This window comes from Bacillus cereus group sp. BfR-BA-01379, assembly GCF_022663605.1.
GTDB classification, from domain to species: Bacteria; Bacillota; Bacilli; order Bacillales; family Bacillaceae_G; genus Bacillus_A; species Bacillus_A mobilis.
This window is the reverse complement of sequence record NZ_JAKUFT010000027.1, coordinates 24,181-39,707: the sequence shown is the minus strand read 5'-3', so window position 1 is coordinate 39,707 and position 15,527 is coordinate 24,181. Positions and strand designations below refer to the sequence as shown.

Here is a 15,527-nt window from a genome sequence, read left to right as displayed (position 1 = left end):
TGAGAGTTAAACCGCTGCGAAAAGTAACTTTCCTTTATTGTAACAAAAAAACAAGCATATGAATTTTTATTTTTTTAATCCCGCTATTTATGGATAATGAGACTATCACTTCAAAAAGCGGTGAATACAGGGGAAGTAGGCGAGAGGCGAGCACACGATTAATGGTTCATTAAAGGGATGGATAGAAGTAGAGTTCATTATAAAAACAATGTATAGTGAATATGTATACCATGTTTGTCTGAAAGATAGAAAGGGCACAATGTGGAATAACGATCGTGCATAGGATGTGTCTTCCGAATGGAACAACATATTGGCGAGTTAATCGCGCATTATGGGTATTTTGGAATTATTATAGCGTTGGCAGGTGGGATAGTCGGATTACCGATACCAGATGAGTTTTTATTGACTTTTGTTGGTTATAACGTTTCAAAAGGAGTTATGTCAGGAACGGCTGCTTTTTTAAGTGGGATGGCTGGTGCGATGTTAGGTATTACATTAAGCTACATATTAGGTTTAAAACTTGGACTTCCTGTTTTAAAAAAATATGGGCCAAAAATTAGAATTAAGGAACATCATATTGAAAAAACACACATTTTATTTGAAAAATATGGTCCATTTCTTTTAATGATTGGTTACTTTATCCCCGGAGTACGTCATTTAACAGCATATTTTGCTGGGGTGTCGAATTTAACACTTTGGCGTTTTTGTTTGTATGCTTACGGTGGTGCGCTTATTTGGATAAGTGTTTTTATTGGACTTGGCTGGAAGCTAGGAGAGAAGTGGCGTTTCGTTGAGTATAGTTTACATCATTATGGAATATGGATTTTATTCATTTCAGTAGTTGTTACAGGCGTTGTGTGGTTTTACATAAAGAAAAAGAAAAACCGCTAATAGCGGTTTTTTTAGCTGAAAGCAATAAATAGTACACCAGCTGTAATAAAGACTACACCAATGCCAGTCATAAAGTTTAACTTCTCACCGAGTATAATCATAGCGAGGATGATAGAAAATACGACGCTTAATTTATCGACAGGAGCCACTTGTGAAACTTTCCCTGTTTTGAGGGCAAGAAAATAAAATAGCCATGACGAAGCACCTGCAACCCCACTTAATGTGATAAAGAGCAGTGCTTTTTTATTTAGCAGTACGTCGCCAATATTTTGAAATTTACCTTGTATAATAATAACACCCACCATAAATAATGCCATAATAATAGAACGAACCGTTGTTGCAACATTGGCATCGATTCCATCTAAACCAATCTTTCCGAAAATAGATACAAGGGCAGCAGCAATTGCTGATAATAGTGCGAATAAGAGCCATGAACTCATAGTAAAATTCCTCCAATCTTACATTATTATACATGAAAATCATTCTCAAGTATAAAGTGAAATTTTAATCAGTGGGATTTTACCGCCTCGCAAATGGCTGGATAGATAATGAAATAATCCCACCTTATATTTTTAATAAGGTGGGATTATTATACTACTCTGCAATTTCTTCATATAAAAAGTACGTTACATTATAAATATGTTCTACTTCATCGTCTGTCATAAACAATAATTCGTCACGCTCAATACCTTTTTTCTTTTCAATAAACTCAATCATGTTTTTGCGTTCTTCTCTTTTCATCAATTTTATTTCTCCTCTCAATCTGTTTTAATACAGTTTATTTAAGTTACTGCTATTATATAACAGAATCTTTAGAAAGTTCCACCTATTTTATTGTTTTTTTCAGAAGAACTTTTCGACAAAACAAGCCCACCTAAAGGGGGCTTATTTTATTTTATAGTCGTAAAAACTCGGGCTCCGTCGTACCGGCACCATCGATGTAATAAATTGTGTCGGGATTGATTTTTATTAATACGTAATTAGGGTCTTCAGGACCGAGTAACCAGCGTTTTAAGCTGTTATTCCAAAACTTGTTTTTTAATGTGGAGTCTTCCTCGATTGAAGCTAAGCCTTCAACTTCAATATAATCTTCATCTAATTTTTTTCCTTCTCGTCCAAGTAGTACATAGACATTTGGATTGTTTTCAATATCTGTTATCTTTTTTGATTTTCGATCTGTTGCAATATATAACACAAAATCTTCGTGGAAAAACATCATAAAGGTACTATGAGGTTTATTTTCACGTACAGTAGATAATACACCAGTTCGTTGACCACAAATAATAGTTTCAATTTTTTCTTTTAAATGCATGCTTTTAACCCCTGTTCATAATTTATTGTTTTCTTCGTTTAAACAAGATAATTTGAATATCTTTCATACTGTTTTCTTCAATCCGACTTTTTAAACGTAATTGTGATGAAATCGGACAAGTTAGGAGAAGAATAATAATAATAACGAGGAGAAATACATACGATGGAAGGATGAAAAGCATGTTTAACAAAATATTTCTTATCGTAGCGCTTATAGGTGTACCACTTTCTATACTTGGGAAAACACTTCATTGGCCTCAAACAATTATGTTCGCTGTGTATTGTATTACGATTATCGCATTAGCGGGTTTTATGGGAAGGGCGACAGAAAGCTTGGCAATTGTATCTGGCCCTAGAATAGGTGGATTATTAAATGCTACTTTCGGTAATGCAGTTGAACTAATCATTTCAATTTTTGCACTTCAGGCAGGGTTAATTGAGGTTGTGTTAGCCTCTTTAACGGGTTCTGTACTTGGAAATTTATTATTAGTAGGAGGGCTATCCTTCTTTGTAGGAGGGCTTAAATACAAAAGACAAAGTTTTAATGTGTATGATGCAAGGCATAATTCAGCTTTATTAATATTTGCTGTTGTCGTAGCCTTTGTTATTCCAGAGATTTTTTCAATGAAGATGGACGCTGGAAAGACGTATCAATTAAGTATCGGTGTTTCTATCATTATGATTATTATGTACCTTGCTGCGCTGCTATTTAAGCTTGTTACGCATCGTGGTGTATATCAACATAAAACGGATGAAGTAGCTCATGAGGAAGAACCAGAGTGGTCGAAAGGTAAAGCGTTACTCATTTTAGCAATAGCGACAATTGCAGTAGCTTATGTGTCAGAGGCGCTTGTGCATACATTTGAGACAGTTGCAAAGTCGTTTGGTTGGTCAGAGTTATTTATAGGGGTTATTATCGTTGCAATTGTTGGGAATGCAGCGGAACATGCATCTGCAATTATTATGGCGTATAAAAATAAAGTAAATATTGCAGTTGAGATTGCAATAGGTTCTACGTTACAAATTGCCATGTTTGTTGCTCCTGTATTAGTACTGCTTTCTATGTTTTTTGCACAAAGGATGCCTTTAGTATTTACAATACCAGAACTTGTTTCTATGATTACAGCTGTTTTCTTAACGATTGCGATTTCAAATGATGGAGATACAAACTGGTTTGAAGGAGGTACTTTGTTAGCAGCGTATGTCATTATGGGAATTGGTTTTTATTTATTATGAAAAATAGGCATAACAATTGTGTTGAGAGAAAACAATAAACAAAGTAGTATATATACATTTACGTAGGAAGGAGCCAGACAGGTGAAACGAGTATACAGCATATGTCTTTCAACTATGGTCTCGTTTATTCTATTATTTCCTAACATGAGTTTTGCAAAGACAACGGTAGAAACAAAAATGCCTTCATCTGTTTTAAATATTTCTAAAGACAATACGTTTCCAAATGATGCGCAAGATTTGCCGCGCTTACAGCCGAGTAAGTTTGCTCAAGAACTATTGAAAACAGCAAATATTAAAATTGAAAATCCGGACTTAATTCGAATGTTTAATGAAACGACAATTTCGAATGCGCCGCTTGCGGTAGGGTACCGAGCGAAGATTTATTTAGGTCAATGGGCTTTGAATTATGAATCGGTTGATACATCGATTAATTGGGAATATAAACAAGTAAACCGCAATGTGTACGATAATCGTGGAGGAGATCGTTTATATCCGCTACGCTATAAACAAGAAACGCAAAAGACGGTTGAAGGTGATTTAACAGCAGATATGAAAAATACTGCGGATGTGAAAAAAATGATGCTTCTCAAAGCACTTGAAAAAGTACAATTGCCGCTTTCATTTAAAACGACCATTGGTTATGGTACAGGGCATGAGCGTGTGTATAATATTAGTCCGAGTCAACTTGGATATTTATACGCTTATACACCAGCAGTAAATGAAAAAGGAAAAGTAACATTTGGAGAAGTATATCTTGTATTAAAAGGCAATCAAAAGAGGCTTGTCGTGAAAAACATTACATCACAAGGAATCGGAGCTGCTATTCCAATTCATGATCATTTATATTTTAAATTCATATCTTCTTCTCACTCGCAATAATATGAAAAAAACGTCAGCTTATAAGCTGACGTTTTTATTTATAATGTAATATTTGCTGTTTTTGATAAGAAATCTTCTGTCGGATAGTAGCTGTTTTTTACAAGAACATTCGGTCCAAGGCATTTTACTGCAGGACAGTGACAGCTTAATGATTGTGCTGTTTTTGAGGCACTCCATTTGTCATATGCTTCTTGTAGTGTGTTTGTTTGTACGTTACCTAGAAGGGGAACGTCACCGAAATCAGTTACAATAATATTTCCATCGAAAATGTTGACGTTTAAACGAGAACGGCCATCTGGATCGTTACGAACTGTTACATTTTTGCTTTCTTGTAATTTCTTAAATGTGGCGATATCTCGCTCGTCATCGCTACAAGCGTAGAAAGGTAAAGTTCCAAATAACATCCATACATTTTCATCGCGAATTTCTAGTAAATGCTCAATTGCATCACGAATTTCAGCTTTTGTTAAAATCTCTAGATTACTCGCGAAGTCACTTGGATACATTGGGTGAACCTCATGACGTTTACATCCCATTTCTTCAACGATTTGACGATGAATATGTTCAATGTGTGGTAGAGTTCGTTTATTCAGCATCGTTTCGGCTGATACGAGTACACCTGCATCTGATAGAGCTTTACTATTTGTAATCATGCGTTCAAATAATTTTGCACGTTGTTCATACGTAGGTTTACGCTCCATCATTGCAAATCCGCCTTCAACGAAGTCGTCAATTGTTCCCCAGTTATGAGATATATGCAATACGTCTAAATAAGGAATAATTTGTTCGTAACGTGCTAAATCTATAGTTAAGTTTGAGTTGATTTGAGTGCGAACGCCTCGTTCATGGGCGTATTTTAAGAGTGGTGTTACATAGTTGTCGACGGATTTTTTTGAAAGCATAGGTTCTCCGCCAGTAATACTTAAAGAACGTAAATGAGGAATCTCATCTAATCGTTTTAATAAAAGATCCATCGGAAGCGGATTCGGGTCTTTCGGCTGTAACGTGTAACCAACAGCGCAATGCTCACAGCGCATATTGCATAACGTCGTCGTTGTAAACTCAACATTTGTTAATAGTAGTTTGCCGTACTCTTCAAGGTCCATATACGCTTCCCATGGATCGTAAGAAGGAGTAATCGGCTTCATTTTTTGTGATATCGTCATATGAAATACTCCTTTGACTATTGAAATAACAATTTGTCCATTCTCTATAATAGAAGAATATGTGCTTTTTATAAAGTGAAACTTTTTTGTGAAAAAAGAGATAGGGCTTACATTTGAATGAATTACTGTGACAAAATTGATGAAATTACATATCCACAGCAATCATTTTTGCGGTATAATAAAAGCAACTCGAATTAAAAGGAGAGTGCCTTCATGGGAAAAGCAATTCAAGATAAAGATACACAATTAGTATATTTAAAAGAACGTTTAAATATGTTCATTGAAGTAATTGATACAATTGAACCTGAAGAAGTAGAATTAGAAGATGTGGATCGTCTTCTTGCAATGTTAGATGAATTAGAATTAAAATGTGAGCAATTTAAAAAAGACGAATAATATATTAAAAAGGCTGCCAATTCCAATTTGGTAGCCTTTTTCTGTGCGGATAATAGAAGGACGATAGAAAAAGAGGTATAATCAAGTTGTGAAAAATTTCATTTATGCTTGAATAGCGTGAAACAAATAAAAAGCTGAAGAGCATAACAATGGGATTTTCATCTCATAACGTTTTGGTAGCGTTCACAATTGAGGGGGAAGTAACAATGGAAAAGCTTCAAGAAAGCATGTATCAACTAATTGTTGAAACGTCAACGAACTTACCGAAAGATGTTCGTCGTGCGATTCAACAAGCAAAAGAACGAGAAAATGCAGGGACTCGTTCTGCGATGGCACTTGGCACAATTACGAATAATATTAAAATGGCTGATGATAACATCTCACCAATTTGCCAAGATACAGGGATGCCAACGTTTAAAATTTATACACCAGTTGGTGTGAATCAACTAAAGTTGAAGGAAGCTATCTATCATGCGCTTGAGCGGGCGACAAAAGATGGTAAACTGCGTCCCAATTCTGTTGATTCTCTTTTTGGAGACAATAGTGGAAATAATTTAGGACCAGGTACACCGGTTATTAAGTTTGAACAATGGGAAAAAGATTATATTGATGCACGTTTAATTCTAAAGGGTGGCGGCTGTGAGAATAAAAATATTCAGTATAGCTTACCATGTGAATTAGAAGGACTTGGACGAGCTGGCCGTGATTTAGAAGGGATTCGTAAATGCCTTCTTCATGCAGTATATCAAGCACAAGGTCAAGGATGTAGTGCAGGTGTAATTGGTGTTGGTATCGGGGGAGACCGCACATCGGGTTACGAATTAGCAAAAAATCAATTATTCCGTACATTAGATGATGTCAATCCAGTACCAGAGTTACAAAAACTTGAAGAGTACGTATTAGAAAATGCGAATAAGCTTGGCATTGGTACGATGGGATTTGGCGGAGAAACAACTTTACTTGGCTGTAAAATTGGCGTGTATAACCGTCTGCCAGCTAGCTTCTACGTATCTGTTGCATATAATTGCTGGGCATATCGTCGCCTTGGCGTAACAATCCATCCTGAAACAGGTGAAATTATGGATTGGCTATACCAAGAAGGTGACGATACACTTCAGCAAGAAGCACAAGAAAAAACAGAGCAACGTGAGATTGTATTACAAGCTCCAATTACAGAAGAGCAAATTCGTGAACTTCGCGTTGGTGATGTTGTAACAATTAATGGCATGATGTATACAGGGCGTGACGCAATCCATAAGCATTTAATGGATAACGATTGTCCGGTAGATTTAAATGGACAAGTTATTTATCACTGTGGTCCAGTTGTCGTAAAAGATGAAAATGAAAACTGGCAAATTAAAGCGGCGGGTCCAACGACAAGTATTCGTGAAGAACCGTACCAAGGCGATATTATGAAGAAATTCGGTATTCGCGCTGTCATTGGAAAAGGCGGTATGGGTGCGAAAACATTAGCGGCTTTAGAAGATCATGGTGGTGTATATTTAAATGCAATTGGCGGTGCAGCACAATATTATGCTGAATGTATTAAAGAAGTAAAAGATGTTGATTTCTTACAATTTGGTATTCCAGAGGCAATGTGGCATTTACGTATTGAAGGATTTAAAGCAGTTGTAACGATGGATTCTCATGGTAATAGCTTACATGCAGATGTTGATAAAACATCACTCGAAAAATTAGCTAGCTTTAAAGAGCCAGTATTTAAGTAAACAAAAATGCATCTCGAATCATTCGGGATGCATTTTTTTGGCATATATAGAAAAACATGTTCAGCATGAAAGAATGCGTAGAAACAGAAACTACAAGTACGATTATATATGGAAAGGAGACTATTTATGAAATATAAATGGTTATATATCGGTCTCATTTTTTCAATTATGATGGCACTTGTTCCAGTTTCAACATTAGCTTATACAAACACTCCACATAACTGGGGAATCCCGCGCCCTAAAAATGAAACAGTACCAGATGCTGGAAAGTTATATACAGATTTACTACAAAAAAATGGTGGGTTTTATTTAGGGGATACAAAGAAAAAAGATATTTATTTAACATTCGATAATGGGTACGAGAATGGATACACAGGAAAAATCTTAGACGTATTAAAAGAGAAAAAAGTACCAGCAACGTTCTTTGTAACGGGTCATTATATTAAAACACAAAAAGATTTGTTATTAAGAATGAAGGATGAAGGACATATTATTGGAAACCATTCGTGGAGTCATCCTGATTTTACAACGGTAAATGATGCGAAACTTCGTGAAGAATTAACGAGTGTAACAGAAGAAATTAAAAAAGTAACTGGGCAAAAAGAAGTAAAATATGTACGACCGCCACGAGGTGTGTTCAGTGAAAGAACGTTAGCTCTTACGAAAGAAATGGGCTATTATAATGTATTTTGGTCACTTGCATTTTTGGATTGGAAAGTGGACGAGCAAAGAGGATGGCAATATGCACATAATAATGTCATGACGATGATTCATCCAGGATCTGTTTTATTACTTCATGCAATCTCGAAAGATAATGCAGAAGCACTTGCGAAAATCATTGATGATTTGCGCGAGAAAGGGTATCATTTTAAAAGTCTAGATGACTTAGTAAAAAGCAATCAACCGTAAGCATGTATGCTTGCGGTTTTCTCATGCTATAATGATGTGTAAAAAGGATGGGGAAACGTATGTGGAGCGAACATGTTACGTTAGAGTATCCGTATCATTTTGAAGAGGTATTAAAACGGTTATCTTTTGATCCTCTTAACGTCATTCAATTAGATGAGAAAGTTATTTATGTCCCGCTTTGTATAGATGAGGAACAGGTTGTTGTTCGCTTGCAAGGGATTGGTACTGTTCAAAATCCACAGTTTTGGATTTCTAGTCAAACAGGAGATCCGGAGAAAGTCATGAAACGAATGAGAGCCATTTTTCATTGGAATGAACCGTTTCAAGATATACAAAATCATTTTTTAAACACATCATTACGTCCACTATTTGAAACATATGCTTATACTCCAATTATTTTAGAATTTGATTATTTCGCTTGTCTTCTTCGCTGTATCATTCATCAACAAATAAATTTGAAATTTGCTACTGTGTTAACAGAACAGTTTGTGAAACGATATGGAACAGAGAAGAATGGTGTATTCTTTTTCCCCACTCCGGAAATAGTAGCAAATATTTCAATAGAAGAATTGAGAGAGCAGAAGTTTAGTCAACGAAAGGCTGAATATATAGTAGGATTAGGTCAGAGTATTGTCAGCGGTACATTAGACTTAGCGAGTATAGAAATCAGGGCGGAAGAAGAGGTTTCGGCACAATTGTTACCGATTAGGGGGATTGGTGCATGGACAGTGCAAAACTTTTTAATGTTTGGGCTTGGACGGAAAAATATGTTTCCGAAAACGGACATTGGAATTCAGCGTGCGGTGCAAGGGATATTTCAATTAGATGATAAACCTGATGATGTATTTTTAGAAAAAGTGAAACAAGAGTGTGAACCATACTGCAGTTATGCAGCGTTATATTTATGGAAAAGTATAGAGTAGAGGTGTAATAATGATACAAAAGCAACATGAGAGTAAGTTGGAAGTTGGTCAAACATTTCCTGTAACAATTAAGCGTCTTGGGATTAACGGAGAAGGCGTTGGCTATTTTAAGAGACAAGTCGTTTTCATTCCAGGGGCATTACCAGGAGAAGAAGTTGTTGCAGAAACAACGAAAATTCAGCGTGGCTTCGCTGAAGCGAAAGTGAAAAAAGTTCGTAAAGCTTCACCACATCGTGTGAAAGCACCATGTCCGGTATATGAAGAGTGTGGCGGTTGTCAGCTGCAACATTTAGATTATAAAGAACAATTAAATCAAAAGCGTGATATCGTTGTACAAGCATTTGAGAAGTATATGAACAACAGCCTGGAAGAGAAAATTCGTCCAACGCTTGGTATGGAAAATCCATGGCATTATCGTAATAAGAGTCAATTACAAGTGGGACGTAAAGACGAAAAGGTTATTACAGGGCTGTATAAGCAAAACTCACATCAGTTAATTGATATTGCTCATTGCATGATTCAACATAAAGCAACGAATGAAGCGACAAAAGTTGTACGACGTATATTAGAAAAGTTAAATGTTTCTATTTACAATGAGAAAAAACAAAAAGGCTTAGTACGCACAATTGTGACACGTACTGCAGTTCAAACAGGTGAAGTGCAAGTTACACTTATTACAACAAAAGAAGAATTGCCAAATAAGGAGCAGTTTATCGCAGAAGTACAAAAGCAAATGCCTAGTGTGAAATCAATTATGCAAAACGTGAATTGGCGTAAAACATCAGTTATTTTCGGTGATAAAACATTTAAATTAGCTGGAAAAGAAGTAATTCAAGAAACACTAGGTGATTTATCATTTGAATTATCAGCACGTGCATTCTTCCAGTTGAACCCGGAACAAACGGTTGTTTTATATGATGAAGCGAAAAAGGCAGCTGCTTTAACAGGCGATGAGAAAATTGTAGATGCGTATTGTGGTGTTGGTACAATCGGTCTTTGGCTTGCAAATGATGCAGCGGAAGTACGTGGTATGGATGTAATTCCAGAAGCGATTGAAGATGCAAGAAAAAATGCGAAGCGTCACGGATTTACAAATACGAAATATGAAGCGGGTAAAGCTGAACAATGGTTACCGAAATGGGTAAAAGAAGGATGGCGTCCAGATGTAATTGTTGTCGATCCACCACGTACAGGTTGCGATGATAAATTACTGGAAACAATTTTAAAAGTGAAACCGAAACAAGTTGTTTATGTATCTTGTAATCCTTCTTCATTAGCACGTGATGTACAAGCATTAATGAAGAGTTATGAAGTGGAGTATGTGCAACCAGTTGATATGTTCCCGCATACAGCTCATGTAGAAAATGTAGTGAAGCTTGTTAGAAAGTAAAGTGTATTCATATTCCCTCACGATATGAGGGAATATTTTCTATGAAGGAGAGTAAAATGAATAATTATAAATTAACGATTCAGTACGATGGTGCACGTTTTAAAGGATGGCAACGTCTCGGTAATAACGATAATACGATTCAAGGGAAAATCGAAAGTGTTATATCTGAAATGGTCGGAAAAGAAATTGAAATTATCGGTTGTAGTAGAACAGACGCTGGTGTACATGCTTTGAATCAAGTTGCTAACTTTCAAAGTGATGAGAAGTTAGTGGAACATAAAGTGAAAAAATATTTAAATCAATATTTACCTAACGATATTAGCATTACGGATGTAGAAGAAGTTCAAGATCGCTTCCATGCTCGTTACAATTCTAAAGCAAAAACATATCTTTATAAGATTTGGAATGAAGAGCATACAAATCCATTTATGCGTAAATACAGCATGCATGTGAATAAAAAACTAAATGTGAAAAGCATGAAAGAAGCTGCGAAACATTTAGTTGGTTCACATGACTTTACTGCTTTTTCAAATGCGAAATCAAAGAAAAAGTCTATGGTTCGAGAAGTATACACACTTGATGTGATGGAAGAGGCAGGATTTGTACAAATTAGAGTAAGTGGTAACGGATTCCTTCATAACATGGTACGAAAAATTGTTGGGGCATTAATTGAAGTTGGATTAGGACAATTAGATGCAGAAGCAATTCCACACATTTTAGAGGCGAAACAACGCAATCAAATTAATTGCCTTGCTGAGGCGAGTGGTTTGTATTTGGAGGATGTTGAGTTTTAATAGTCAGTAAAAAAATCGAGCTGTGTAGGCTCGATTTTTTTATGTTTTGGCATTAAGAAGATTTTTCTTTCTTCATACGTATCTTCAAATTCCAAAAAACAGCAAGCATAATAGCTGCAAAGGAGCCGCTAATTGTTGCGAATAGCTTTGCGTAAGGAAAGCTGTTCATATCCATGAGTAACATCATACATACAAGGGTAGGGAAGAAGGCTAAGTATTGTAATAACTTTAATTTGTTATTATTACTCATATATATCATTCCTTTCTAGTATGTTATATGTTTATTGTAGCATATTTTACCAATTTGTATTTCCACTTGGAAGTAGATTGATCCTGCATTAACAGGAAATAAAGGTCCAATTGGTGAGGGTGGGCAAAACCTCCACAGATTAAAGTTTCACTTCATTTCATATGTGTAAATGCAATTTTTTAATTCGATATTGTAAGTTTTGCCTACTTAATCCCAAAAACTTTGCAGCTTGTGAGATATTACCGTGGTACTCTTTCAGAATTTGATTGATGTAGTTCTTTTCCATTGCCTCTATTGTGTGCTTTAACGTTTTAGGTGCATCAGCATCGTTATTAGTTAGGAAAGGTTGCATATTGAATTCTTTTTTTATTCGTTCGCGAAAGCGAGTGGGAAGATGAAACGCTGTAATGATATTTTCTTCTTCAACTAAATTCATTGAACCTTCAATGATATGTTCTAGTTCTCGTACGTTTCCAGGCCAATCATATGCATACAAGAATTCTCTTACATGTGCATCTAAATTCGTCACGCTGAGCCCAAATTGAATGTTGTACTTTTCGATAAAGTGCTGAACAAGAGCTGGAATATCTTCTTTTCGTTCGCGTAAAGGCGGGAGACATAAAGTAACGACGCTTAATCGGTAATATAAGTCTTCCCGTAATCGATTGTGTGTAATAGCTTCAAGAGGGTCCTCATTAATAGTTGCTATAATACGAACATCAATTTCTTTTTCTTGTGTGCCTCCGATTCTTCGTATTGTTTTTTCTTGTATAGCTCGTAGTAATTTCGCTTGAAGAGCTGGACCCAATGAGTTGATCTCATCTAATAATAAAGTGCCTCCGTTTGCCTCTTCAAATAAACCAGCTTTATCGATGGCTCCTGTAAATGCACCTCGGTTCGTACCAAATAATAAGCTTTCCATGAGTGTGTCAGGTATGGCGGCACAATTTTGTGAAATAAATGGTTTTGTGGAACGCTGACTTTCATTATGGATGCTTTGTGCAAATAGTTCTTTACCGGTTCCTGTTTCTCCTACGAGAAGTATGGATGAGGATGTACGAATTACTCTCTTCGCTTCTGTAATGACGGATTGAATAGCACTAGAATCACCGATTATGTGATCAAAGGTAAACTTATTATTTGTTTTTCGAGAAAGGTTCGTTTTCATTGTTTGTTTGGAATGGCTAATCTCTGTTGAAATTTCAATAGCGCCTTTAATTTTTCCGTTTTCTATTATAGGGAAAGTGTTGTTAATCGTAGTAATTTCTTGTCCTTTATTGTTAAAATACGTTTGTTTTATATTTTTGTTTGTTTTTCCTAATTTTAATGCCTCTATAAGAGTACTATTTTTATTTTCTTCAAATGCGAATACTTCTAAAGGACTTTTATATAGCACATCTGAGCGTTCCATTGATTCAATTTCCATCATTTTGCGGTTGTAGATAATCGTTTTACTTTCCTCATTAATAATATGAATCCCGATATCGAGCTCATTGAGTAAAGTTTCATATAGCATATTCATTTCAATGATCTGTTTAAAATTAATTTCTTCTGTACGCATAGATTATCTTCTCCTCATTTCACCCTATGAAGACTGACTTTTTATAATTTTATTAAAATTCTTATAAAATCGCAAAATTTTTTTGCTATTTTCCTTTTAAAACTTCTCAAATGATAGAAAAATTTTGCGGTTATGAAGATTTTTTTTTGAGAAACCTTCATTTTAAATAGGAATTGGAGATTGGTACGCATTTTGCATAAATAATAGTTGAAATCTCTAAAGGAGGGATATGCAACGTTTCAGTAGCGATTAATAAGAAGGAGGAGTTTATAAAGTGAAGATGGTTATAGAAGGCGTGTATAGTCCTTGTTACGGGAAAGTAGAGAAGCTATTTGTTGCGGAAAGTTCATACGTATACGAGTGGGAGAAATTAGCGTTAATTGAAACAATAGATAAACAGAAAGTAGAAATTAAGGTAGGAATCAGTGGGTATATCGAATCATTAGAAGTAGTAGAGGGACAAGCTATCGCTGATAAAAAGTTATTAATAACAGTGAGGGATGATCTTTTAATAACAGGTAGTGATTAATACTATGTATTTTGCTCTTTTCAATAATTATTCTTATTATGAAGATTTTTAAAAACGCTTACATGAAATGGGGGGATTTATATGATGGATCAAAACCAAGGGTTAAAAAGGGAATTAAAAAGCAGGCACATATTTATGATTGCACTTGGGGGAGTTATTGGTACCGGTCTTTTTTTAGGATCTGGGTATACAATTCATGAAGCTGGGCCTGGAGGAGCGATTGTAGCGTATCTTGTTGGAGGATTTGTTATGTATTTAACGATGCTCTGTCTTGGAGAGTTAGCTGTTGCGATGCCTGACGCAGGATCTTATCAAACGTATGCTACAAAGCACATTTCCCCTGCAGCGGGTTATGTAGTTGGATGGATGTCATGGCTAAACTGGTCTGCTACGATAGGTATTGAGCTGATTGCAGTTAGTATTTTAATGAAACGATGGTTTCCTGATGTACCGTCATGGATTTGGTGTGTAGTGTTTGCGGTACTGCTCTTTGCTATCAATGCGTTATCTTCAAAAAGTTTTGCAGAAGTTGAATTTTGGTTTGCAAGTATTAAAGTCATTACAATTATTGCATTTATTATTCTAGGCGGGGCAGCGATGTTTGGTTTTCTAGATATGAAAGGAAACGAACCAGCACCGATGTTCTCCAGCTTTACTGATTATGGTGGGTTGTTTCCAAATGGATTATCAGCTATTTTAATTACGATGATTGCAGTTAATTTCTCTTTCCAAGGCACGGAACTAGTTGGTATTGCGGCTGGAGAGAGTGAAAATCCAGAAAAAACGATCCCGAAGGCAATTAATAATACAGTTTGGCGTATACTGGTGTTCTTTGTGTTATCTATTTTTATTCTTGCAGGACTATTTCCTTGGCAGCAAGCGGGAGTAATAGAAAGTCCATTCGTAGTTGTATTTGATAAAATTGGTATTCCTTATGCGGCTGATATTATAAATTTCGTTATTATTACAGCAGTTCTATCTGTTGCGAATTCAGGGTTATATGCAACTTCTCGTATGCTATGGTCTATGTCTAATCAAGGAATGATTAGTCCGATTTTTGGTAAGTTATCTAAAAATGGTGTTCCTATTTATGCATTGATTGTAAGTACAATTGTAGGTTGTCTCTCATTACTATCAGGTATTTACGCGGAAGATACAGTTTATTTATGGCTACTTTCTATTGCTGGATTTGGGGCGATATTAGTTTGGGCATCTATTGCTCTATCTAACTTATTAGCTAGAAGGGCATATATTAAGCAGGGCGGGGATGTGAAGGACTTGAAATTTAAAACACCGCTATATCCATTCGTACCACTGCTTGCGTTAGTATTAAATATAACAGTAATCGTAGCTATGGCTTTTATCCCAGAGCAAAGAATGGCGTTATATTGTGGAATTCCATTTATGATTGTTTGTTTACTGTTTTATCGTGCGACAAAAAATAAGGGAAGCAAGATAGAACATGTTGAAAAAGTAAATACAACAGAAGCAGAAAGTTTATAAATATATTAGAAACCTATGCTGAAGAAAGAGACTGTAAAATTGTAAACAGTCTCTTTTTTTGT

17 protein-coding genes are annotated in these 15,527 nt (G+C 35.7%); 11 read left to right on the top strand and 6 right to left on the bottom strand.

The window, feature by feature from the left end; translation table 11 throughout:
* Nucleotides 1–297: 297 nt before the first annotated feature.
* Nucleotides 298–891: a DedA family protein gene (locus MR113_RS12680; RefSeq protein WP_063263194.1), complete on the top strand. Its 594-nt coding sequence runs from the start codon at nucleotides 298–300 to the stop codon at nucleotides 889–891.
* Nucleotides 892–902: 11 nt separating this feature from the next.
* On the opposite strand, the gene MR113_RS12675 is transcribed toward MR113_RS12680, so the two are convergent.
* From MR113_RS12675 to MR113_RS12665, 3 genes are all read right to left on the bottom strand, one after another.
* A complete protein-coding gene (locus MR113_RS12675) occupies nucleotides 903–1,331 on the bottom strand; it encodes an EamA family transporter (RefSeq protein WP_000100306.1) in 429 nt (142 codons plus the stop codon).
* 154 nt (nucleotides 1,332–1,485) lie between these two features.
* Complete coding sequence (locus tag MR113_RS12670) at nucleotides 1,486–1,632, bottom strand: BH0509 family protein (RefSeq protein WP_000817786.1); 147 nt, start codon at nucleotides 1,630–1,632, stop codon at nucleotides 1,486–1,488.
* Nucleotides 1,633–1,786: 154 nt separating this feature from the next.
* Entirely contained in the window at nucleotides 1,787–2,203 is a 417-nt protein-coding gene (locus MR113_RS12665) for a pyridoxamine 5'-phosphate oxidase family protein (RefSeq protein ID WP_242254598.1), read from the bottom strand.
* 179 nt (nucleotides 2,204–2,382) lie between these two features.
* Between MR113_RS12665 and cax the strand changes: the two genes are divergently transcribed.
* Nucleotides 2,383–3,438, top strand: a complete 1,056-nt coding sequence (gene cax, locus MR113_RS12660; RefSeq protein WP_242254597.1) for a calcium/proton exchanger — start codon at nucleotides 2,383–2,385, stop codon at nucleotides 3,436–3,438.
* An 81-nt stretch (nucleotides 3,439–3,519) separates the two neighbouring features.
* Entirely contained in the window at nucleotides 3,520–4,317 is a 798-nt protein-coding gene (locus tag MR113_RS12655; protein WP_033662157.1) for a YfkD famly protein, read from the top strand.
* A gap of 38 nt (nucleotides 4,318–4,355) precedes the next feature.
* Here MR113_RS12655 and yfkAB read toward each other — a convergent pair whose 3' ends face one another.
* Nucleotides 4,356–5,483 carry a radical SAM/CxCxxxxC motif protein YfkAB gene (gene yfkAB, locus MR113_RS12650; RefSeq protein ID WP_242254594.1) on the bottom strand — a complete coding sequence of 376 codons (1,128 nt, stop codon included), beginning with the start codon at nucleotides 5,481–5,483 and terminating at the stop codon, nucleotides 4,356–4,358.
* Between the two features lie 213 nt (nucleotides 5,484–5,696).
* On the opposite strand from yfkAB, the gene MR113_RS12645 reads away from it, so the two are divergent.
* The 6 genes from MR113_RS12645 to truA all read left to right on the top strand — a co-directional run bounded on the left by MR113_RS12645 (nucleotide 5,697) and on the right by truA (nucleotide 11,622).
* Entirely contained in the window at nucleotides 5,697–5,879 is a 183-nt protein-coding gene (locus tag MR113_RS12645) for an SE1561 family protein (protein ID WP_000513558.1), read from the top strand.
* Between the two features lie 206 nt (nucleotides 5,880–6,085).
* Nucleotides 6,086–7,606 carry a class I fumarate hydratase gene (fumA, locus tag MR113_RS12640; RefSeq protein WP_242254591.1) on the top strand — a complete coding sequence of 507 codons (1,521 nt, stop codon included), beginning with the start codon at nucleotides 6,086–6,088 and terminating at the stop codon, nucleotides 7,604–7,606.
* A 126-nt stretch (nucleotides 7,607–7,732) separates the two neighbouring features.
* Nucleotides 7,733–8,515 carry a delta-lactam-biosynthetic de-N-acetylase gene (pdaA, locus tag MR113_RS12635; RefSeq protein WP_061676720.1) on the top strand — a complete coding sequence of 261 codons (783 nt, stop codon included), beginning with the start codon at nucleotides 7,733–7,735 and terminating at the stop codon, nucleotides 8,513–8,515.
* Between the two features lie 59 nt (nucleotides 8,516–8,574).
* Nucleotides 8,575–9,438, top strand: a complete 864-nt coding sequence (locus MR113_RS12630; protein ID WP_242254587.1) for a DNA-3-methyladenine glycosylase family protein — start codon at nucleotides 8,575–8,577, stop codon at nucleotides 9,436–9,438.
* 10 nt (nucleotides 9,439–9,448) lie between these two features.
* Nucleotides 9,449–10,828 carry a 23S rRNA (uracil(1939)-C(5))-methyltransferase RlmD gene (rlmD, locus tag MR113_RS12625; RefSeq protein WP_061676722.1) on the top strand — a complete coding sequence of 460 codons (1,380 nt, stop codon included), beginning with the start codon at nucleotides 9,449–9,451 and terminating at the stop codon, nucleotides 10,826–10,828.
* 56 nt (nucleotides 10,829–10,884) lie between these two features.
* Complete coding sequence (gene truA / locus MR113_RS12620) at nucleotides 10,885–11,622, top strand: tRNA pseudouridine(38-40) synthase TruA (protein WP_242254585.1); 738 nt, start codon at nucleotides 10,885–10,887, stop codon at nucleotides 11,620–11,622.
* Nucleotides 11,623–11,674: 52 nt separating this feature from the next.
* Here the strand turns inward: truA and MR113_RS12615 are convergent, their stop codons facing one another.
* On the bottom strand, nucleotides 11,675–11,872 hold the full coding sequence (locus MR113_RS12615) for a hypothetical protein (RefSeq protein ID WP_242254583.1): 198 nt from the start codon (nucleotides 11,870–11,872) through the stop codon (nucleotides 11,675–11,677).
* A gap of 157 nt (nucleotides 11,873–12,029) precedes the next feature.
* The gene (locus tag MR113_RS12610; protein ID WP_242254581.1) at nucleotides 12,030–13,433 is read right to left on the bottom strand and encodes a sigma-54 interaction domain-containing protein; all 1,404 of its coding nucleotides are present in this window, start codon (nucleotides 13,431–13,433) and stop codon (nucleotides 12,030–12,032) included.
* 274 nt (nucleotides 13,434–13,707) lie between these two features.
* Here MR113_RS12610 and MR113_RS12605 point away from each other — a divergent pair, with 274 nt between their 5' ends.
* Together MR113_RS12605 and MR113_RS12600 are read left to right on the top strand one after the other, a co-directional pair.
* Nucleotides 13,708–13,962 (top strand): biotin/lipoyl-containing protein, encoded by a 255-nt coding sequence (locus MR113_RS12605; protein ID WP_242242735.1) that lies wholly within the window; start codon nucleotides 13,708–13,710, stop codon nucleotides 13,960–13,962.
* Between the two features lie 81 nt (nucleotides 13,963–14,043).
* Nucleotides 14,044–15,465, top strand: coding sequence for an amino acid permease (locus MR113_RS12600; RefSeq protein WP_242254579.1), 1,422 nt, complete (start codon nucleotides 14,044–14,046; stop codon nucleotides 15,463–15,465).
* Nucleotides 15,466–15,527: the final 62 nt, after the last annotated feature.